This window comes from Bacillus gobiensis (assembly GCF_001278705.1).
Lineage (GTDB): Bacteria > Bacillota > Bacilli > Bacillales > Bacillaceae > Bacillus > Bacillus gobiensis.
Map to the genome: position 1 here is coordinate 4348982 of NZ_CP012600.1, position 19753 is coordinate 4368734.

Consider the following 19753-nt stretch of genomic DNA (forward strand, 5'->3'; position numbering starts at 1 on the left):
TGGGTGCACGTTATGGAAATCCGTGAATTGGAACAAAACGATCTACCTGACTATTTAAACCTTCTGAAGGTGCTGGACGAGCACAACAGCATGTCTTTGACAGAGGCGGAACAATTAGTAGGAAAAATAAGATGCTATCCGTATTATAAAATATTTCTCATATTGAACGAGGAAGGTCAAATTACTGGGACATTCTCGCTGATAATTTGTGACAACTTCGGCCATGGAGGCTTGAAATTTGCCATTGTTGAAAACGTCGTGGTTCATCCTGAGTTTAGGAGCCAGGGAATCGGTAAGGCAATGATGTTAAAAGCCAGAGAGATCGCATCCGAAAATAACTGTTATAAGCTTATGCTTTCCAGCAACGAAACTCGTACAGAGGCCCATTCCTTTTATGAGAATATCGGATTTGAAAGGCATGGAGTAAGCTTTAGAACGGAGTTGATAAACAAATGATCGATTTACATTGTCATACAAAAGTATCTGATTGCTCATATACAAATGAAGAAGTGATAGCAATGGCCAAACAGCGTGGTGTGACCAACCTTGCCATTACTAACCACGACACTACGGATGGATTGAAGGATGCGATTCGGATCGGAAAGCAAGCAGGTGTGAATATAATTCCGGGTATCGAAATTTCCGCATTCGATACAAAGAGAGGACGCCGCGCGCATCTGTTGGGCTTGTACATAACGCCAGGCCATCCAAGCATCAAAGAACTGTGCCAGCCATTAGTGGAAAAGCGTCATCTCGTTTCTAAAATGATGGTGGAAAGAATAATAGCTGCCGGCTACGATATCACGTGGGAGCAAGTAAAAGCTTTAGCTGAAGGTGGAACCGGCGTCTACAAACAGCATATTATGCATGCCCTCTTGGAAAAAGGCTACACGAAAACGATTTACGGAGCGTTATATAAAGAGCTGTTCCGAAGAGGAAGCGATACGGAAGGTGCGGGCATTGCATTTATCCCGATTGACTATATCCCTGCAGAAGAAGCCATTCGTGCCATTCAAGAGGCAGAAGGTATTCCTATCCTTGCCCATCCAGGACAATTCGACAACTTTGAAGCAGCGGAGGAATGGGTTGGGATTGGTTTGAAAGGCATCGAAGTGAAACATCCGTTGCACGATGCAAATCATCGAGCAAAAGCAATAGATCTTGCTCAGCGATTTGACCTGATTCAAACTGGCGGATCAGATTTCCACGGGTTTTATAGTGATACGGATTCAACGATTGGGTCATATACGACAGATCCAATTCAATTCGATCGATTGATGGAGCACAAGAGCAACGTCTTATTTTAATATACTTGTTTATCGCTTGATTGAATGGGAATTAGATTAATTATTTTCAAGAAGAGTTCAAGCGATATCGTTCCTAAAAAGCATAGAGATGGGGGCAAGGAAGGGTTCCTTGTCCTCATCTTTTTGATCGCTTCTTCTTTAAGTTGCTCTTTCGATTACTATGCTCCACTCAATATAAATTTAAAATCGTTGGACCAAAAATATTCCAACTAAAATAAGCACAATTCCTACGATTCTCGGAAGGCTAATCTCGTGTACAGGCAGGTTGAACCAGCCAAAATGGTCAATCAAAACGGCCATGATTAATTGTCCCGCAAGCAGTAGTCCAACGGTGAGAGCCGATCCGATTTTCGGCATCAATATTACATTCGCCAATACGAGAACGACTCCTAATGCTCCGCCGGTCCAAATCCACCACGGCTTAGTAAATGCGCTTCGATCCGGTATGATCGTATGATTCATCGTGAGTGACAAAGCGATTAATAAAATAGTGCCGCCCAAAAAGGAGAACATAGCAGCTAAATAAGGGGAGTGGACCGCATTGCGCAGTTCTGAATTAATCGCAGTTTGCAGAGGAAGTACTGCGCCGGCAATAAGTGCAATTACTAGAAAAACAATATATTGCATAAAATGTATTTACTCCTTTCCGCCAATTTCTAAGTGATCTTTAATCAGAAACCAAGTCTAATCCATTTTCTGGGGGCAAGAAAAAAAGCCGGCGATGTTAACGTGACGCCGGCTTTCTAGGCACTTGTTACTCATTTCCCCACTGATTCCGCACTTCATCCATAATTGACATCACATCAACAGATAATGGCAAAGTGCTGTTTTCCTCTTGATTTAAAATGTATCGATTCATTGCTTCCACTTCATAGTTCAACGCTTTTTCAGCAGCACCCGCTTCAACAACTTCAACACTTCCATCCGCCGTATATGTAATTATTGCTTTTTGAGCTCTGGGAAAATCTTCTACCGTAATATATCCCAATTCACCAGCGACAATTCCCCGTTTTGGCATTTTCGCCCGCATGGCAAGTGAAACCACTGCCAATTCATCCGCATCATTTTTTAAGATTATTCCGGATTGTTCATCCACACCTGTTTCGTACCTTTTGACTGTCGTCAACACTTCATTGGGCTGACGGGAGAGAAAATACCTTGTAAACGATAGCGCATACGTACCGATATCAAGCATCGCACCACCGGCAAGATCGGGGTTGAAAAATCTGTTAGTTGGGTCGTCTTCCTTACAGCTTCCAAAGGTTACGTTAATCATTTTCAACTTGCCAAGCTTCCCGGCATCCACAATATCGCGTAATTTTTTGTAGAGTGGCATATGGAAAATCGTCATTGCTTCTGCAACGATTAAGCCTTTCTCCTTTGCGAGGTCCACAATTTCCTTCAACTGTTTACCATTCATTGTAATCGCTTTTTCACAAAGTACGTGCTTGTTGTTTCGCAGTGCATCGATTATGTATTCGTAATGGATGCTGTGAGGCGTAGAGATGTAGACAACGTCAATTGTATCGTCCTGAAGCATTTCATCACTGCTTGTGTATACCTTTTCAATGTTAAATTGCTCTGCAAAACTTTTTGCTTTCTCTGCATTTCTCGCCCAAACTCCGCCGATACTCCCATTTACGTCAACAATTGCTTTGGCAAAATCTGCTGCTATTGCACCCGGTCCAAGTATAGCCCAATTTACTTTCCCCACGTTAAGCCCACCTTTGCTATTATTTTGTTACTGCTTTTACTCCATTTTCACCTGCAACCAAAACCTTGGTTACAACGGTGGTGAATAGCGAGACGTCAATCACACCCGCTATTTGCGTTAACTTATTTTCCAGCTGTTTGCTGTCCTGTTCAGCTTGAAAATAAACATCTACCAAAAAGTTACCGTTGTCACTGATGGTATACCCGTCCTTTTCAGAGCCGGTACGTACAACGGGTTTCCCGCCTAATGCTTCGGCCTTTTTTAGAACAAAGCTTAGTGATTCCTGTAAAATTTCAAGTGTAACTGGGTGGTCATACGTTAACGTTGGAACAAATTTTGTTACATCAGCAAGCAGTATATAGTCCTTTGACATTTTTGCGATCAGCTTTTCCTGTGTATGGATACCTCCTGCACTTTTTAGCGCGTGCAGCTTCTCATCAACCCGGTCGCAGCCATCAAACGCAACATCAATCTGTTCCACGACACAAGCAGGCAGTACTTCCAATCCTTGCTCCAAGCAAAGCAGCTTTGTTTTCAAGGATGGAGTGACTACCTTCACCTTTATGTTTTCATTTTTTATGAAATCGATTAAATAACTGATCGTGCTTCCGCCGCCCAGCCCTATGACCATTCCGCTCTGTATATACTCCATAGCGGCTTTTGCACATTCCTGCTTTACATTCATCGCTCCCACCTCACCTTTTGTTTAACAATGCATTATGTATGTGCTCAATAAAAAGTATACGCTCAGTAAAAATAAGATTCAAAGCATGTGGCTTCACTTTTATTAAGATTCTGCATTTCAATTAATATAAGTATGGAATGATTGATGCAAGATTTGCCAAATTCATATTCTAATATGGAAATATTCAGTATAATAAAATAGAAAAACTATTTTTCGAAAGAGGGAGTTTGAGTGATAAAATTTAAAGATTACCCATATGAGCGGCCGGATATTACAGAAATAGAAAAGAGCTTTAAACAACTCATCGAAACGTTCGGAAAGGCAGAAAGCTTCGATGAACAGGATCAGGCGCTTGCTGCTGTGAATAAGCTTCGCAACAAGATTAATACCGCATCCGATCTTGTGTATATCCGCCACTCCATCGATACAAATGATTCGTTTTATAAAGCAGAACAGGATTATATCGACGAAGTTGGTCCTGTCATCCAAGAATACATAACAGATTTTTATCAAGCTCTGGTCAATTCAGAGTTTCGTAAGGAGCTGGAAAAGAAGTGGGGCAGCCAGCTTTTTCAATTGGCAGAGCTTTCGGTAAAAACCTTTCATCCTAAAATTATAGAAGATTTGCAAAAGGAGAATAAGCTAAGTACAGAATATGACCAGCTGATCGCCTCTGCGAAAATTCTATTTGAGGGGGAAGAGCGGACATTAGCCCAAATGAAGCCGTTTGAGCTATCAAAAGACAGGGACATTAGACGCAAGGCAGCAGAAGCAAAATATCAATTTATGAGTGAAAATGAAGAGCAATTGGATCGGATCTATGATGACTTGGTTAAGATTCGAACGAAGATTGCCAAAGAGCTTGGCTATGAAAATTTCGTTGAGCTTGGATACGCTCGAATGAGCAGAATCGGTTACGACGCGGAAATGGTTGCAAACTTCAGAAATCAAGTGTTGGAAATTATCGTTCCGGCAGCGACAAAGCTCCGGGAACGTCAACGCAATCGCATTGAGGTTCAACAACTAAATTATTACGATGAAGAATTCAGCTTTAAATCCGGAAACGCGGCACCAAAGGGCGATCCGAAGTGGATTATTGAGAACGGCCGTAAAATGTATGAAGAGCTTTCAGATGAGACCAATAAATTTTTTAATTTCATGATCGAAAACGGCCTTATGGATCTGGTCAGTAAAAAAGGAAAACAAAGCGGAGGATACTGTACGTATTTAAGCGAGTACAAAGCGCCATTTATTTTCTCGAATTTTAATGGAACCTCAGGAGATATTGATGTACTGACCCATGAAGCGGGGCACGCATTTCAAGTATACCAGAGCAGACATTTGGAAGTCCCTGAATACAGTTTCCCGACAATGGAGGCTGCTGAGATCCATTCGATGAGCATGGAGTTTTTTACTTGGCCATGGATGAAGCTGTTTTTCGAAGAGGAGACGGAAAAATATAAATTCAACCATTTGTCAGAGGCTCTCACTTTTATTCCATACGGTGTAGCCGTAGATGAATTCCAGCATTTTGTTTACGAAAATCCGGAAGCAACACCTGCTAATAGAAAAGCTGCTTGGAGAGAGATTGAGAGAAAATATCTGCCGCATAGGAACTATGAAGATAATGCTTATTTGGAGCGAGGCGGGTTTTGGCACAAGCAAGGGCACATTTTTGCTGCTCCGTTTTATTATATCGACTATACTCTCGCTCAAATCTGTGCTCTGCAATTTTGGAAAAAACTGAATGAGGATTATCATGCGGCATGGAAGGATTACCTTCAATTGTGTCAAGTTGGAGGGAGTAAGCCATTTACCAGTCTTGTTGAGCAAGCGGGTTTAATCTCACCGTTTCAAGAAGGTTGTGCAGCCTCCGTGATCGGTGAGATTGAAAACTGGCTGAATGGTATAGACGATACGAAGCTGTGATTGAAAAATCCCCTTTACTCTCAGAAGGCATACTGATGTAGCTCTACTGAAAAAGGGGATTTTTATTATTTATGCGCCTAATTTATTTTGCAAGCTGTTGGAGACACCAGACAGCATCCTGGCAGACGTCGATATTTCTTCCATAGAAGCAGTCAGTTCTTCGATCACTGCAGCAATATTTTGCAAATTGCCGGACGATGTATTCGTAATTTCCGAGACATGTTCGATCGAATTCGAAACAGTGTCCATGCTCGTTGTAACCTCATTTATAGCGACTAAAATGTCTGAAATGATTTCAGCTAATTCATCGTTGTTTCCGTAAAGCTCAGTAAATACTGATCCTGCTTCACTGCTTAACGTGATTCCTTCTTCGACTGAATCGCCGCTGTCTTTAATGACACTGACAACTTGGGTTGTTTCTTTATTAATCTCATCAATTAATTCTTGTATATTTCCGGTTGCATGATTTGTCTGTTCTGCTAATTTTCTTACCTCATCGGCAACGACGGAAAATCCTCTTCCGTGTTCGCCAGCCCTAGCCGCTTCAATCGCAGCATTTAATGCAAGCAGATTCGTCTGGTTAGAGATATCGGTAATCAGCGACAAGATATTTCCAATTTCATTTGACTTTTGACCAAGCTGATTTACGACTTGCACAGATCGGTTTACTCGCTCTTGAATCGTGTTCATTTGATTTGTTATTTTTTCAACTAGCTGTTTTCCATTGTTTGAATTGGCGAGTGCGTTTCCAGATGTGTTTTTAATAAATTTAATGCTTTCGGAAATTTCAGTAAGCGTAAAAAAGATCGCGGAAGAATTATTGTTTATATCTTGAATCGCTTGAAATTGTCTTTCTGCGCCGCTGGAAATATCCTGTACGGATGAAGATATTTCTTCTGTTGCATTGCTCGTTTCTTCGGTTGTTGTTTTCAGCTGGAGTGAAGCTTCAGCGGTTTGATGAGATAAGTGCATGATTTCCTCTTTAAAATCCATTCCTTTTCGGTCTTCTTTCTCATAGCTGGATTGTCCAATCACGTCGGTGACAATTCGGCCAATTGGATTTTTTTGTTCTGCGAAAATGGGCTGGCTTTTATCACCTGTTGACCACTTGCTTATTTTTTCTAATGGCGAAAGAAATTTCTGCAGAATAAAGTAACCAAGTGCCACTGTAGCAATAAGGCTAATCAGCACAACAATTAGTGTACTCTTCCACTCGATGGAAATACTTTCGGTCAGCAGGGCACCAATTGAAAATGCAGCGATTGGAATAAGCATAGACACTAGCATAAACGAAAGTAAAATAAGGAGAATTAATTGGTAGTTGTTCAAATTTTTTATCTTGTCCATGATTTTCCCTTCTTCCTTAAACAACGATTATAGTTTCATATCCGATATGTCTAAAAACTCCATGGCTTCCTCGACGGTGGTAAATGCTTTGATTTTGTCTATTGTTCCGGCCGTCCGGGATAACCGGTTTAATTGCATTTTTAGCGCCATATTTGGCGCAACAGTTGCATTTTTTTCTACATTTTGCCCAACCCACGCCATAAGCTCTCCCCAAACTTCGTTTACCTCCTGTGAAGCTACGGTTTTAATATTGCTGTTATCGTTTAAAAATTTTGTGATTTTCGGATCGCTGAGCTCTTTTTTTACGACTTCCGCTTGCTGCTTTGCTTCTTCAACAGTTGTCGCCATTTCGTTATATTTAAAATAAAATACGTCATTGTATATTTTCATTTCGAATTTTTTCATTTTTCTCACTCCGTTTTTTAATTGATTTCTTGTTCTTCTATAATTGATTGAAAGATGAAAACAGCACTTAATGCCTTTGGAAATCCGCAATAGGCTGCACAATGGCTGATAACTTCCATGATTTCTTCTTTTGTCCACCCAACTTTAAGGGCCGCCCTAAAATGATAGTGTAAACCTCTGCCGGCATCTCCCTGTGTGATTAATGAAGATAATGTAATGATCGCCCTTTGCTTAAAATCCAGTGTTTGATCGGAATAAATATCGCCATAGCCGAATTCAAGGGCAAGCTTGCCAAGTCTCGGAGACGTTTTTAATAGTTCCTCCATTGCGAGGATTCCTTTTTCTCCAGCCAATTTTTGAATGGACTTCCAACCTAATTCGCTTCTTTCCATTGTGAAAGCATCCTCCACTATATGTATTTTTCCCGATTTTTTCGAACAGTAAGACCCTTTAGATTATAGTTCTACTATCCCCGCTTCATTGTAGGAGGGATCTCATCCTTATTTACCATTACTTCAATAACAGTCGGGTCGTCCTCAGAAAGGCCTTTGCTTACGGCTTCTCTTAATTCGTTAATTGTACTGCAGCGATACCCGTTTGCCCCCATACTACGGGCAAATTCCTTTGCATTTAATTCGAAATCATACCGTGTACCTGCCGTTCTGCCAATATTATAAAGCATTCCTTTATCTACCATATCGAGCATCCCGTTATTGAGGACGATAAAAAGGACATTGGCTTTTAAATCTACAGCGGTAGAAATTTCTGTCCCATGCATGAAAAGACAGCCATCTCCTGTCAAGCAGACAACGGGGATATTCGGATTTGCAAGCTTTGCGCCGATTGAAAAACCAATGCCGTGGCCCATGGCTCCAAACACATCATCAAAAAAGAATGTGCCTTGTTTAATAATATCGTAGTATTTAATCGCATAGAAGGTGTGGCTTCCATCATCGCCGTACATGACCGTTTCTTCAGGCAATAACTCTCTCAACTCGCCCATGACTTTAGCTGCAGATAATCGGGGTCCGCTCTCTGTTTGTCCGTCAAAGTTTTCCAAGTCTTTTTGCTTATGGATGCTAAGGTCCACGCTCTTTACTGCTGCATGCTGCTTGTATTGCAGCAATTCCTGCAAGTTTCGCTTGGCGTCCCCTTGAACAAGCGTCGTTTTAACAGGAATAGATTTTCCGACAAATGTAGAATTCATATCAAAATGAATAACATGCTTTGGATATAAGTCGGGCGAAAAGCCTGCCAAGGACATGTCACTTAACTTAGAACCTATGACGATTAATAGATCAATCCCCGAAGATAAATAGGAAGAGGAGGCTTCCGTTCCACCTAACCCAAAGCTTCCGAGGGATAGGGGATGCTGTGTAGGAAATGTTCCTTTTCCCCCCGGGGTTGTCATGACCGGAATATTCCAAGTTTCAGCGAAGGTTAAAACTTCTTCATAAGCATTAGCAATATGTATGCCTTTGCCCAGATAGAGGAGGGGTTTCTTAGCCTTGTTAATTATATCCAACGCTTGATGTATGTTGCCGGAGACCGGGATATCCTCTAATTGAAACTCAGGAAATTGATGAGGCATCGTTTCAGAAGTTAAAACGTTCAAAGGGATGGAAAGGTGGACGGGCCCTTTTTGTCCCGTAAGCGATTTTTCCAGTGCGTGCTGCAAGTAGCTTTGGATAGTTCTAGGATCCTCTACACGAGCACTAAAAAGCGTAACCGGACGAAACATCTCAACTAGATCTGTTCCAAACATACTGGAATCCTGGCCAAGGGCTTTGCCGTTTTCAGTAGTTGGCGGCTGGCCGGTGATAAAGAGGACTGGGGCATGATAGGCTTTTGCTTGTGCAGCTGCGGTCAGCATATTTGTTCCGCCGGGTCCGGACGTACCTATAGCTACACCGAGAGTTTTGTTTTGCATCGCATACCCGGTGGCGATATATCCTGCACCGCATTCATGTCTGGACAATCCGAAATGAATTCCTTGTTCCTCCATTTCCAAGATAAGGGGGACTACTGGTTTTCCAGGGATTCCGAAAGCATACTCTATCCCCATATTTTTTAAATGCTTTGCGATAAGTGCAGCAATTGTTGGCATTGACTGTCCCTCCATAAACTAGCAGTTTGGTATGGTTTTACAATTTGTCTACTTTATTGTTATCGGAAGTTTTTGACCATAGTTTAAATGTTAACACTATTTTTCTTTCCAGTACGAAGAAAAACCATTCACATCGAATGGTTTTTTCTACCTACGAATCTATTCTTTTCTCGTTGGCAGATAGCTCTTCCTGAACCGAATGAGCTTCGAATGGGGATTCTTCATCTGTTGTATTTGAGGAATCATTGTTTTTGGCGATCTTCTCATGAAGTTCTTCCATTTTCCGCTCCATGTTTTGTAACCTTTGTTTTGTCTCATTGCCATTTTTGATGACAAAATACAGGGTGATAGCGGGCAATCCGAAGCAAAGTAAAAACGATACAGCGATAATAATTAGATAAATGATTACAAGTCCTATTCCGAAAAAAGCTTCCATGGTAAAGTTCCTTCCCAATTTTTTGTATTTTTTAATCTGGGAAAATTATAACATATACGTTTTGAATCTGTTTAACTTCGCCTGATTGGAATGAAACTGTTGAAGAATGTCAAATTATCAAACTAGTTGTTTTATGCTTTAACATCTTTTATGGTAAAGTTAAAAGGATAATAAATGGCATTAGCGCTAGGAGGAAAAGGATGGCTTATCAAGAAAAAATGCACCCTGAATTAGGAAAGGTTGTTGAAAATATCGACCGCGTCATGATTGGAAAGAAAGACGTTGCTGTGTTAAGCCTGGTTGCCATTCTTGCAAAGGGGCACGTATTGCTGGAGGATGTGCCTGGTGTCGGAAAGACGATGATGGTCAGGGCACTAGCGAAATCAGTTGGCGCGGAATTTAAGAGAATACAGTTTACTCCTGATTTGCTTCCTTCCGATGTGACAGGAGTGTCCGTATATAATCCGAAGACGCTTGAATTTGAATACAGAAGCGGTCCGATTACCGGGAATATAGTACTGGCAGATGAAATCAACCGGACGTCGCCAAAGACCCAGTCCGCTCTTCTTGAAGGAATGGAGGAAGGCAGTGTGACAGTCGACGGCAACACGATGCAGCTTGCAAAGCCTTTTTTTGTTATGGCGACGCAAAACCCTGTAGAATACGAAGGTACCTATCCGCTTCCTGAGGCTCAATTAGATCGTTTTTTATTTAAAATCCGGATGGGCTATCCTACAACGAGCGAGGAGCTTCAAGTACTTAACCTTCAAGAAAAAGTAAAGCCGATCGATCATATCGAATCAGTAATTACAAAGGAACAGCTTGTCAACTTGCAAGACGAGGTAAAAAATATATATGTCGATGAAACGATAAAAGAATACATTGTCAGCATTTCGCAAAAGACAAGAAACCATCCTGCTGTTTATCTTGGAGTCAGTCCGCGAGGGTCAATTGCGTTAATGAAAGCTGCTCAAGCATATGCGTTTGTCCATAGTCGCGATTACGTGATACCTGATGATATCCAATATTTAGCACCGTTTTGTATGCCTCACAGAATGATATTACGTTCTGAAGCAAAATTTGAAGGTGCAGATGCAGCAAAAGTCATCAAGCAAATTTTATCGAAAACAAGCGTGCCGGTCCAAAGGTCGATGAGCCGCTGATGAAAGCGACGTTCAGACAATTGCTTTACGGATGGAAGCTCGCGGCAGTATTGTTATGGATTATTATTCTTTTCTGCTATGCCATGTTTCAAGGCGGGTTTGTCAGCTGGTTTTTGTTCTACACATTTCTTCCATTTGGTCTCTATGCGTTATTGCTTGCGTTTTATCCTATCTCGAAAATGGGAGTTGTACGGGAAATGAACAAAGACCAATTTAAATTAGGAGAGAAGCTGGAAGCCACTGTCTTGATAAGAAGAAAATTCCCTTTTCCGTTGTTTTATATTTTAATAGAAGATGAGATTCCGCAATCACTTAAGAAAAACGGGCAGCAGCCGGAAACAAAAAAAATGCTGTTTCCGTGGTTTAAAAAAGAATTTAAGCTGACTTATTCTCTCTCCTCAATGGTACGGGGAGAACATCAGTTTCAGACGATTCGTATTGTGACCGGAGATCTTTTGGGATTGATTGAAAAAGAAGCTTTTTTCGAATATAAGCAAACCTTCCTAGTGTACCCCTCTTATACAAATATGAGCTACAATAAACAGGATAATCACCTTGAAGACGGAACGCAGCATTCAACGAAACTGAATTTAAAGAATCATTCGATTGCTGTAGGAGTTAGAGAATATCAGCCGGGGGACCGGTTTTCATGGGTCGATTGGAAATCATCTGCAAGAAGAGACCGTTTAATGACGAAGGAATTTGAGCAGTCAAAAAGCCAGGATCTTTATATTCTTATGGATAGATCAAAATCAGATTCTTTCGAAGAAATGGTTACGCTGGCTGCATCTATTGTGCGGGCTGCGCTACGTGCAGGGGCAGATGTCGGTTTTTCTTCTGTCGGCAAGGATAGAGCAGTGTTTCCTATTCAGCACGGAGAGCAGCACTTAAATAAGATTTTTTACCATTTGGCACTCGTAGAACCAAATTCTCCTTACCCGCTAAGTGCAATTTTGGAAAGAGAGCTTGGCAGCCAAACCGTCCGAAATGCAGTTAAATTTATCATTACATCAGAAGTCAATTTAGACTTGTTGCGAAAGATTGAAACTGGTATTTCTTATTCCCAGACAACGCTATATTTGGTGAAGAAAAGAGATATTGGGATTTCTCAAGAAGAAAAAGTGATTATTGACAGATTGAAAAAACAAAAAATTGACGTAGCCGTCATATAGCTTTTTTAAGGCGAAACACCTAATCGGTTCAAAGAGGTGAATATTGAATGGATGGACAAAAGCAGCACAAAGGACTGATTCATTCGCTTGTCTTTTATGTGCTGGCGTTTTTTCTTCTGCTGGAGTGGCTTCGTCCGCTTCAAGATTTTACTGACACAGGATCGACTACATTTTTTGTTATCTTTGTCGGGCTTTCCTTTCTGTTGACTTATTTTAAATTCAAATGGTACTTCATTTTACCGATTGTTTTTGGGTATATTGCGATTGCACTTCAGCTGCTTTTCAATGAAGATATGTTTTTGAATATTTCGTGGATCAGCGTGTTTACTGAAGACATTGCATCCAATTTATCGTTTATTGGATCGGGACTATGGCAGGACATGACACCTTCTTTTCGAACGCTGCTTTTCTTTGTGTTGCTATGGCTGCTAGTGTATCTGCTGCACTATTGGGTGATTTTTCAACACAAAATCTTTTTCTTTTTCTTAATGACGCTTATTTACGTGACGGTACTCGATACATTTTCTCCATACGATGCAACAATTGCGATTGTTCGTATCGTTTTCATAGGCTTCACGTTACTGGGGCTGCTTTATATTGAACGTCTCAGGATAAAAGAACGGATCGATATAAAACGACCTCAAATTATCAAATGGATTGCCCCATTATTTGTATTTATATTTGCGGCGGCAAGTATTGGTATCGCTGCTCCTAAGTCGGCTCCAATCTGGAACGATCCAGTTCCGTTTATCCAATCCTTTTCAAGAGGAGACAATGGAGCAGGGGCAAATAAAGTCGGCTATGGTACAAATGATGAAAGTTTAGGCGGGCCTTTTGCACCTGATAATACGCAGGTTTTCACTTGGGAAGGTGAAGAGAAAGCTTACTTTAGAGTGGAGACGAAAAATATCTACACAGGAAAAGGCTGGCTGGAAAGCGGTGATACAAGCCCTTCGGTTCGATTGCGTTCGGGGTCACTTACAAATCATTGGTTTGAAAATACGGTTAACAGTAAAGAATATTCAATGAAAATCAATGTGGATCAAAATTACAGGTTTAACCACTTGATGTATCCCCTTGGATTGAATAATGTGGACCAGAAAGATTCGGTTCCCCTGGAGATTAATCCAACCGTAGAAAGAATCGAACCACTACGCGATGAAGACAAAAGACTCCGTAATCTGGGAGAATATGAGCTAACGTTTGACTCACCGATTTATAAGCTGAATGAGTTGAAGAAAGTAAATGTTCCTACAGAAAATGAGATTGAAAGCCTCGATTTGGAGGACTTTCTTCAGCTACCAGAATCATTGCCGCAGCGGGTAAAGGATCTGTCAGACGAATTGACCCGAAATGAAGGGAATATGTACGATAAAGCAAAGGCAATTGAAGAATACCTCGGTTCGAGTGAGTTTTCTTATGAAACAAACGATGTAGCACTACCGTCAGAGAATGAAGATTATGTTGATCAATTTTTATTTGAAACGAAACTTGGTTACTGTGACAACTTTTCTTCTGCGATGATCGTTCTCTTGAGGTTATCAGGCATTCCGGCGCGTTGGGTAAAAGGGTACACTTCCGGAGATTATGCCCAAACAGTTGATGGGGACATAAGACGCTATGAAGTAAGTAACAACAATGCCCATTCATGGGTGGAAGCGTATTTTCCCGGACAAGGCTGGGTAACTTTTGAACCGACAAAAGGATTCACGAGTCCTGAGCAAATTACTGAAGAAACTAATACAGGCAGTGACACACCTGTCCCGGATACTCCTCAGGCAGACCAGCAGCCGGAAGAACCTGTTCAACAAGAACAAAAACCGCAGGAACAGCCTCAGGATAATAACCAGGCAGCAGGGTCAGCAAATGACAGGTCGCCGTTATTTTTTGAAGTGGCGGATTGGTTTTGGTATACAGCGGCAGCGATTATTATTGTCTTGTCCATTGTCTTGTATTTTTTCCGTGCAAAATGGCTTCCTTATCTAGTGATTGCCAGACTGAAAAACAAAAATGAAGATGAGGTATTTTTCCAAGCTTATGATGCACTGCTAAAACAGCTCAAAAGGAAAGGCTTAAGAAAAGAAGATGGACAAACGCTGCGTGAATTTGCCAAGAGAGTCGATGAAATATATCAGACGACGGATATGCAAGCATTAACTGAAAAGTATGAACGTGCAGTTTACAGAAATGAGAGCACACATACGCTCTGGAGCCATTCAATTGAATTATGGGAAAATTTAATTAAAAAGAGTTAGTATTGACCTTCCCTTGTCCTGTTGTTAGAATAAGTGAAAATTAAAGTAAATTCCCTTCATATATCCTTGATAATAAGGTTCAAGAGTTTCTACCGGGCCGCCGTAAATGGCCTGACTATGAAGGCAGAACCATTGGATACACAAATCGGATTTCTGCCTTCATTTTTATGTGCGGATTTCCGGTTTTTTATTTATTTTCTTCGATACTATAAAATACCAGAGGTGTAATATTATGACGAACATCACGAATGAAATGGTTCTTGTCCTTGATTTCGGTAGTCAATACAATCAATTAATTACCCGGCGAATCCGAGAATTCGGTGTGTACAGTGAACTGCATCCACATACATTAACTGCCGACATGATCAAGCAAATGAACCCGAAAGGAATTATCTTATCCGGCGGGCCGAACAGCGTTAATGATGAAGGAGCCTTTCGCTGTGATGAAAAAATATTTGAACTTGATATTCCGATTTTAGGGATATGCTACGGCATGCAAATTATGACTCATTATCTTGGAGGAAAAGTTGAAGCAGCCTCCGAACGTGAATACGGGAAAGCTGACATACATATTGAGGGAGAACCAGATTTGTTCAAAGGCCTCCCGAATGAACAAGTTGTCTGGATGAGTCACGGAGATTTAGTGGTTCAAGTGCCAGAAGGGTTTTCTGTTGACGCGACAAGCCGCCATTGTCCGAATTCAGCAATGAGCAAAAAAGATAAAAAATGGTATGGTGTTCAATTTCATCCGGAAGTTCGCCATTCGGAATACGGCAATGATTTATTGAAAAATTTTGTGTTTGATGTTTGTCAATGTAATGGAAATTGGTCAATGGAAAATTTTATTGAAGTCGAAATGGAAAAAATCCGTGAAACTGTCGGGGATAAAAACGTTTTATGTGCCCTGAGCGGAGGCGTTGACTCTTCGGTTGTTGCTGTTTTGATACACAAGGCAATTGGTGACCAGCTCACCTGTATCTTTGTCGATCACGGACTTCTTCGTAAGGACGAAGCAGAAGGCGTTATGAAAACCTTTAGCGAAGGATTCCAAATGAATGTGATTAAGGTGGATGCAAAGGACCGTTTCCTAGACAAGCTGAAGGGTGTTTCGGATCCTGAACAAAAACGAAAAATTATTGGCAATGAATTCATTTATGTATTTGATGATGAAGCTGAAAAATTAAAAGGTATTGATTACCTTGCCCAAGGAACACTATATACGGATATCATTGAAAGCGGGACAGCAACGGCACAAACGATCAAGTCTCACCACAATGTAGGCGGACTGCCTGAAAATATGCAATTCAAGCTGATAGAACCGCTTAATACGCTTTTCAAAGATGAGGTTCGTGCTCTTGGAACAGAGCTGGGAATTCCTGATGAAATCGTTTGGCGCCAGCCGTTCCCAGGTCCGGGACTTGGAATTCGCGTCTTAGGCGAAATATCAGAAGAAAAGCTGGAAATTGTGAGGGAATCTGATGCGATTCTCCGTGAAGAAATTGCAAATGCAGATTTAGAAAAAGACATTTGGCAGTATTTCACTGTTCTTCCTGACATCCGAAGCGTAGGGGTAATGGGTGACGCCCGCACGTATGATTACACAATCGGGATCCGGGCTGTTACGTCAATTGACGGAATGACCTCAGACTGGGCCCGCATTCCATGGGATGTATTAGAGAAAATTTCTACACGTATCGTAAACGAAGTTAAGCATATTAACCGTGTTGTTTACGATATTACCAGCAAGCCGCCAGCTACAATTGAGTGGGAATAATTTACGAACAAAACGGACATTATTCACTATAATGTCCGTTTTTATATTGAATTCAAAATCGATTGTTGGTAAAATGTCCAAGTGATCTTATAAAATAAGAACGATTTCTTATTCAACTAAGTATTTCATTTCATAGAGAGGGGAACCATGCTTTGAAAAACTACTTTCAATTTGACGAGCTTGGTACAAATTTTCGTACTGAAATTATCGGTGGTTTAACAACTTTTTTATCCATGGCTTATATATTATTTGTTAATCCGAGCATTTTGGGAAAAGTAATGGATCCTAATGCTGTTTTTACAGCAACTGCGTTAGCGGCTGCAATCGGATCCCTCGTGATGGGGATTCTTGCAAAGTACCCGATTTCACTGGCGCCGGGGATGGGCTTAAATGCATTTTTCACCTTTGGGGTCGTATTAGGTCAGGGGATTCCTTGGCAAACCGCTTTATCGGGTGTCTTTGTCTCAGGTATTATTTTTATTCTCCTATCTTTAAGCGGCTTGCGCGAAAAAATTATTAATGCAATTCCGCATGAGTTAAAGCTTGCGGTAGGAGCGGGGATCGGTTTGTTTATTACCTTTGTCGGCTTTAAGGAATCCGGTATTGTCGTTGGAAATCCGGAAACACTCGTCGGCCTTGGAGACATACGAAGCGGTACAACTCTGCTTACTGTATTTGGCTTGGTCGTGACTATTATCTTAATGGTTCTTCGTGTATATGGCGGCATTTTTATCGGAATGATTCTGACTGCAATTGCCGGTATGATCTTTGGACTGATCCAGACACCTCAAGCTATTGTCGGCCCGATTCAAAGTCTGGAGCCATCCTTTGGACAAGCTTTATTCAATTTAGACCAAATTTTCACCATTCATATGCTGATCGTCATATTAACCTTTTTATTTGTTGATTTCTTTGACACAGCGGGAACGTTGGTCGGAGTGGCTAATCAAGCCGGGCTAATGAAGGATAATAAGCTTCCAAGAGCAGGAAAAGCGTTGCTTGCGGATTCTACAGCGACATCGATCGGCGCGATTTTAGGTACTTCAACAACTACCGCGTATATTGAATCAACAGCGGGAGTGGCAGCTGGTGCACGCTCCGGCTTTGCTGCAGTCGTAACAGGCTTGCTGTTTTTATTGTCGCTCTTCTTCTCACCATTATTGGGTGTGGTGACACCGCAAGTAACGGCACCTGCGTTAATTATTGTAGGAGTATTGATGGTTTCATCACTCAATAAGATTGAATGGAATCGGTTTGAAATTGCCGTGCCAGCTTTCTTAACGATGATCGCTATGCCGTTATCATATAGCATTGCGACCGGAATTGCGATGGGATTCATTTTTTATCCTGTTACGATGATTGCCAAAGGGAAAGCAAAAGAAATTCATCCGATTATGTACGGATTGTTTGTGATTTTTATTTTGTATTTTGTCTTTTTAAAGTGAGCGATAGAAGGTAAGAGCCGGCTCAGCCTATTTGGCAGAGCCGGTTTTTTTGATTTGAACGATGTCCAGAGTCATTATTGAAACGAAAGCACTGGTTCGTACGTCTAGTTATAGCATGCGAAAAATGCTTTTGACGAAATCAGCAGTTTTCGTTACTTTAATATAGAATAAGATTCGCTTGATGAATATTTTGCGGGTTTTTTTATTTATTCAATAACGAGGAGAATCAATATTATGGAAGAAATGCGTAATAAAGATAGATACAACGATGATCATAATGAACGGGAGGAAGCTTCCGCTGTAGAGGAAGAAACCGTGGAAGAACAATCCCGCTTATCGAGGGTTTCGAGAAATCAAGCAAAAAAACAAACGAAAGCTAAAACGCGAACGAAAAACAGCGAGAAGCCCTCTGCGAATAAATATGTATCTGGCTTCAGGGCTTTCGGCGGATCTGTTTTGCGTTACTTAAGCTATTTTTATTCCGTATTGAAAAGCCCTCTGGCTGCAATGAGGGCTGCTGATGAAAAAAGCGCGAAATATGGATATGTTTCATTGTTTCTTTTTACTGTGCTTTTTTCCCTTGGGAATTTTATTCAGTTGCGGGCAAGCAGGGAGCGAGTGCTTGGATTCGGTGTTTCTTACCCGTTTTATGAGGCATTCTTTTTCGTGCTATTATTTGCTTTCACATTCCTGCTAATCTCAGCCGGTTCGATTTGGGTCGTTTCGAAATATATAATTAGATATCCATTTGCGTTTAGAAATGTACTTAATCGATTAAGTGTTCTCTTTGTTCCTGTAACTACACTCACACTGCTATGGATGGTGTTTTCAATACCGCATTTGATTTTTTTGACATCAATTCTATCTGTCTTCGGATTTTGCTACTATCTGTTTTCAATTTATGCTCTAATTGAAAGTGCGTATAAAAGCAGTAGTCGGCCGCTGATAGACTTGTTCTATTGTGCGGGTATAGCTTTGCTCATTCAGGCAGCGTTTGTGGGTTTCATTTGGAGATTTATTTCGGACTATCTATTATCTTCGCTTATTCCTCTTTAAGTGAGAAAAGGATAGACGCGGCGTTTTTAAGCGCCGTGTTTTTTATTAGCGTAAAGAGGAAATATTTAATGTATAGAAGGACTGTTTTTTACATTGTGCGTAATCAAAGGTAAAATATAACTTGTTTCTACATTTTAAAAAGAAGCAAAAGTCAGGAGGGAGCATGGCATGGAAGCTATACTTTCCAACAGTTTTTTAATGATTCTGATTATTCTCTTAGTTAATATTGTGTATGTCTCTTTTAACACCATTCGAATCATTTTAACTCTTAAAGGCCAACGGTACATGGCAGCTTTTATTAGTACGATTGAAGTTTTTGTTTACGTTATAGGTTTAGGGCTGGTTTTAAATAACTTAAATCAAATCCAAAATATTTTGGCCTATGCGATTGGATTTGGCATTGGCGTGATTGTCGGAATGAAAATCGAAGAAAAGCTGGCACTCGGGTATATTACTGTAAATGTGATTACGAAAGAACTGGACTTGGACCTTCCAAAACAGCTGAGGGAAAAAGGATACGGAGTAACCAACTGGGTAGCTGGGGGACTAGAAGGAGACCGGACAGCCATGCAGATCCTGACGCCGAGAAAATATGAGCTGCAGCTCTATGAAACGATTAATAATCTCGACAGCAAAGCATTTATTATTTCCTATGAACCGAAAACAATCCATGGCGGATTCTGGGTGAAGGCCGTTAAGAAAAGGAGAATCAAAAAATAATGTCCAAGCCAAAGAAGAAACGATTTGAAGTGAATGAAGGGCAAACGATCGAGCAGGTGCTTGACCAAATGAAAAAAGAAGGGTACTTGCCTGTAAGAAAAATGGAAGAGCCGATTTTCAAAGAACAAACAGAAAATGGAGCTATTCAAATTGTTCCACACGGCAAAAAAACGATTTTTGAAGGGAAGTTGAGTTAAAAACCGAACATTAATTGGATAGATAATAATATCGTTCGAAA

At 40.9% G+C, this 19753-nt stretch carries 19 protein-coding genes and 1 riboswitch; of the genes, 11 read left to right on the forward strand and 8 right to left on the reverse strand.

Annotated features, from left to right (window positions below):
- Positions 1–12 precede the first annotated feature (12 nt).
- Both AM592_RS21870 and AM592_RS21875 read left to right on the forward strand, forming a co-directional pair.
- Positions 13–456: a GNAT family N-acetyltransferase gene (locus tag AM592_RS21870; RefSeq protein ID WP_053605724.1), complete on the forward strand. Its 444-nt coding sequence runs from the start codon at positions 13–15 to the stop codon at positions 454–456.
- The gene (locus tag AM592_RS21875) at positions 453–1307 is read left to right on the forward strand and encodes a PHP domain-containing protein (RefSeq protein WP_053605725.1); all 855 of its coding nucleotides are present in this window, start codon (positions 453–455) and stop codon (positions 1305–1307) included. The genes AM592_RS21870 and AM592_RS21875 overlap by 4 nt, the downstream gene beginning before the upstream one ends.
- A 180-nt stretch (positions 1308–1487) precedes the next feature.
- Here AM592_RS21875 and AM592_RS21880 read toward each other — a convergent pair whose 3' ends face one another.
- The 3 genes from AM592_RS21880 to rpiA all read right to left on the reverse strand — a co-directional run bounded on the left by AM592_RS21880 (position 1488) and on the right by rpiA (position 3706).
- Entirely contained in the window at positions 1488–1934 is a 447-nt protein-coding gene (locus tag AM592_RS21880; protein WP_053605726.1) for a DMT family transporter, read from the reverse strand.
- A 127-nt stretch (positions 1935–2061) separates the two neighbouring features.
- Entirely contained in the window at positions 2062–3021 is a 960-nt protein-coding gene (locus AM592_RS21885; RefSeq protein ID WP_053605727.1) for a Gfo/Idh/MocA family protein, read from the reverse strand.
- A gap of 19 nt (positions 3022–3040) precedes the next feature.
- Positions 3041–3706: a ribose 5-phosphate isomerase A gene (gene rpiA, locus AM592_RS21890; RefSeq protein WP_053605728.1), complete on the reverse strand. Its 666-nt coding sequence runs from the start codon at positions 3704–3706 to the stop codon at positions 3041–3043.
- Positions 3707–3940: 234 nt separating this feature from the next.
- Here rpiA and AM592_RS21895 point away from each other — a divergent pair, with 234 nt between their 5' ends.
- On the forward strand, positions 3941–5635 hold the full coding sequence (locus AM592_RS21895; RefSeq protein WP_053606219.1) for a M3 family oligoendopeptidase: 1695 nt from the start codon (positions 3941–3943) through the stop codon (positions 5633–5635).
- Positions 5636–5704: 69 nt separating this feature from the next.
- Here the strand turns inward: AM592_RS21895 and AM592_RS21900 are convergent, their stop codons facing one another.
- The 5 genes from AM592_RS21900 to AM592_RS21920 form a co-directional block, all read right to left on the reverse strand.
- Entirely contained in the window at positions 5705–6982 is a 1278-nt protein-coding gene (locus AM592_RS21900) for a methyl-accepting chemotaxis protein (RefSeq protein WP_053605729.1), read from the reverse strand.
- A 27-nt stretch (positions 6983–7009) separates the two neighbouring features.
- The gene (locus AM592_RS21905; RefSeq protein ID WP_053605730.1) at positions 7010–7387 is read right to left on the reverse strand and encodes a hypothetical protein; all 378 of its coding nucleotides are present in this window, start codon (positions 7385–7387) and stop codon (positions 7010–7012) included.
- Positions 7388–7404: 17 nt separating this feature from the next.
- On the reverse strand, positions 7405–7779 hold the full coding sequence (locus tag AM592_RS21910) for a carboxymuconolactone decarboxylase family protein (protein ID WP_053605731.1): 375 nt from the start codon (positions 7777–7779) through the stop codon (positions 7405–7407).
- A 74-nt stretch (positions 7780–7853) separates the two neighbouring features.
- A complete protein-coding gene (locus AM592_RS21915) occupies positions 7854–9494 on the reverse strand; it encodes a thiamine pyrophosphate-binding protein (protein ID WP_053605732.1) in 1641 nt (546 codons plus the stop codon).
- Positions 9495–9645: 151 nt separating this feature from the next.
- Positions 9646–9930: a hypothetical protein gene (locus AM592_RS21920; protein ID WP_053605733.1), complete on the reverse strand. Its 285-nt coding sequence runs from the start codon at positions 9928–9930 to the stop codon at positions 9646–9648.
- A 200-nt stretch (positions 9931–10130) separates the two neighbouring features.
- Here AM592_RS21920 and AM592_RS21925 point away from each other — a divergent pair, with 200 nt between their 5' ends.
- The 8 genes from AM592_RS21925 to AM592_RS21960 all read left to right on the forward strand — a co-directional run bounded on the left by AM592_RS21925 (position 10131) and on the right by AM592_RS21960 (position 19712).
- Positions 10131–11093, forward strand: a complete 963-nt coding sequence (locus AM592_RS21925; protein ID WP_053605734.1) for an AAA family ATPase — start codon at positions 10131–10133, stop codon at positions 11091–11093.
- Positions 11093–12265: a DUF58 domain-containing protein gene (locus tag AM592_RS21930; RefSeq protein ID WP_053605735.1), complete on the forward strand. Its 1173-nt coding sequence runs from the start codon at positions 11093–11095 to the stop codon at positions 12263–12265. The genes AM592_RS21925 and AM592_RS21930 overlap by 1 nt, the downstream gene beginning before the upstream one ends.
- A 47-nt stretch (positions 12266–12312) precedes the next feature.
- Entirely contained in the window at positions 12313–14520 is a 2208-nt protein-coding gene (locus AM592_RS21935) for a DUF4129 domain-containing transglutaminase family protein (protein ID WP_053605736.1), read from the forward strand.
- A gap of 36 nt (positions 14521–14556) precedes the next feature.
- Positions 14557–14658: riboswitch (purine riboswitch) on the forward strand.
- Between the two features lie 94 nt (positions 14659–14752).
- Positions 14753–16294: a glutamine-hydrolyzing GMP synthase gene (guaA, locus tag AM592_RS21940; protein ID WP_053605737.1), complete on the forward strand. Its 1542-nt coding sequence runs from the start codon at positions 14753–14755 to the stop codon at positions 16292–16294.
- Positions 16295–16446: 152 nt separating this feature from the next.
- Complete coding sequence (locus tag AM592_RS21945) at positions 16447–17739, forward strand: NCS2 family permease (RefSeq protein WP_053605738.1); 1293 nt, start codon at positions 16447–16449, stop codon at positions 17737–17739.
- Positions 17740–17973: 234 nt separating this feature from the next.
- Positions 17974–18795, forward strand: coding sequence for a DUF6574 domain-containing protein (locus tag AM592_RS21950; RefSeq protein ID WP_053605739.1), 822 nt, complete (start codon positions 17974–17976; stop codon positions 18793–18795).
- A gap of 168 nt (positions 18796–18963) precedes the next feature.
- A complete protein-coding gene (locus AM592_RS21955) occupies positions 18964–19515 on the forward strand; it encodes a DUF2179 domain-containing protein (RefSeq protein WP_053605740.1) in 552 nt (183 codons plus the stop codon).
- Positions 19515–19712: an NETI motif-containing protein gene (locus tag AM592_RS21960; protein ID WP_053605741.1), complete on the forward strand. Its 198-nt coding sequence runs from the start codon at positions 19515–19517 to the stop codon at positions 19710–19712. The genes AM592_RS21955 and AM592_RS21960 overlap by 1 nt, the downstream gene beginning before the upstream one ends.
- Positions 19713–19753 lie beyond the last annotated feature (41 nt).

What these genes read in the sequence shown, in the direction of transcription:
- AM592_RS21870 (WP_053605724.1), top strand. Translation starts at nt 13, where the DNA reads ATGGAAATCCGTGAATTGGAACAAAACGATCTACCTGACTATTTAAAC.
- AM592_RS21875 (WP_053605725.1), top strand. Translation starts at nt 453, where the DNA reads ATGATCGATTTACATTGTCATACAAAAGTATCTGATTGCTCATATACA.
- AM592_RS21880 (WP_053605726.1), bottom strand. Translation starts at nt 1,934, where the DNA reads ATGCAATATATTGTTTTTCTAGTAATTGCACTTATTGCCGGCGCAGTA.
- rpiA (WP_053605728.1), bottom strand. Translation starts at nt 3,706, where the DNA reads ATGAATGTAAAGCAGGAATGTGCAAAAGCCGCTATGGAGTATATACAG.
- AM592_RS21900 (WP_053605729.1), bottom strand. Translation starts at nt 6,982, where the DNA reads ATGGACAAGATAAAAAATTTGAACAACTACCAATTAATTCTCCTTATT.
- AM592_RS21905 (WP_053605730.1), bottom strand. Translation starts at nt 7,387, where the DNA reads ATGAAAAAATTCGAAATGAAAATATACAATGACGTATTTTATTTTAAA.
- AM592_RS21910 (WP_053605731.1), bottom strand. Translation starts at nt 7,779, where the DNA reads ATGGAAAGAAGCGAATTAGGTTGGAAGTCCATTCAAAAATTGGCTGGA.
- AM592_RS21915 (WP_053605732.1), bottom strand. Translation starts at nt 9,494, where the DNA reads ATGCCAACAATTGCTGCACTTATCGCAAAGCATTTAAAAAATATGGGG.
- AM592_RS21920 (WP_053605733.1), bottom strand. Translation starts at nt 9,930, where the DNA reads ATGGAAGCTTTTTTCGGAATAGGACTTGTAATCATTTATCTAATTATT.
- AM592_RS21925 (WP_053605734.1), top strand. Translation starts at nt 10,131, where the DNA reads ATGGCTTATCAAGAAAAAATGCACCCTGAATTAGGAAAGGTTGTTGAA.
- AM592_RS21930 (WP_053605735.1), top strand. Translation starts at nt 11,093, where the DNA reads ATGAAAGCGACGTTCAGACAATTGCTTTACGGATGGAAGCTCGCGGCA.
- AM592_RS21935 (WP_053605736.1), top strand. Translation starts at nt 12,313, where the DNA reads ATGGATGGACAAAAGCAGCACAAAGGACTGATTCATTCGCTTGTCTTT.
- guaA (WP_053605737.1), top strand. Translation starts at nt 14,753, where the DNA reads ATGACGAACATCACGAATGAAATGGTTCTTGTCCTTGATTTCGGTAGT.
- AM592_RS21950 (WP_053605739.1), top strand. Translation starts at nt 17,974, where the DNA reads ATGGAAGAAATGCGTAATAAAGATAGATACAACGATGATCATAATGAA.
- AM592_RS21955 (WP_053605740.1), top strand. Translation starts at nt 18,964, where the DNA reads ATGGAAGCTATACTTTCCAACAGTTTTTTAATGATTCTGATTATTCTC.
- AM592_RS21960 (WP_053605741.1), top strand. Translation starts at nt 19,515, where the DNA reads ATGTCCAAGCCAAAGAAGAAACGATTTGAAGTGAATGAAGGGCAAACG.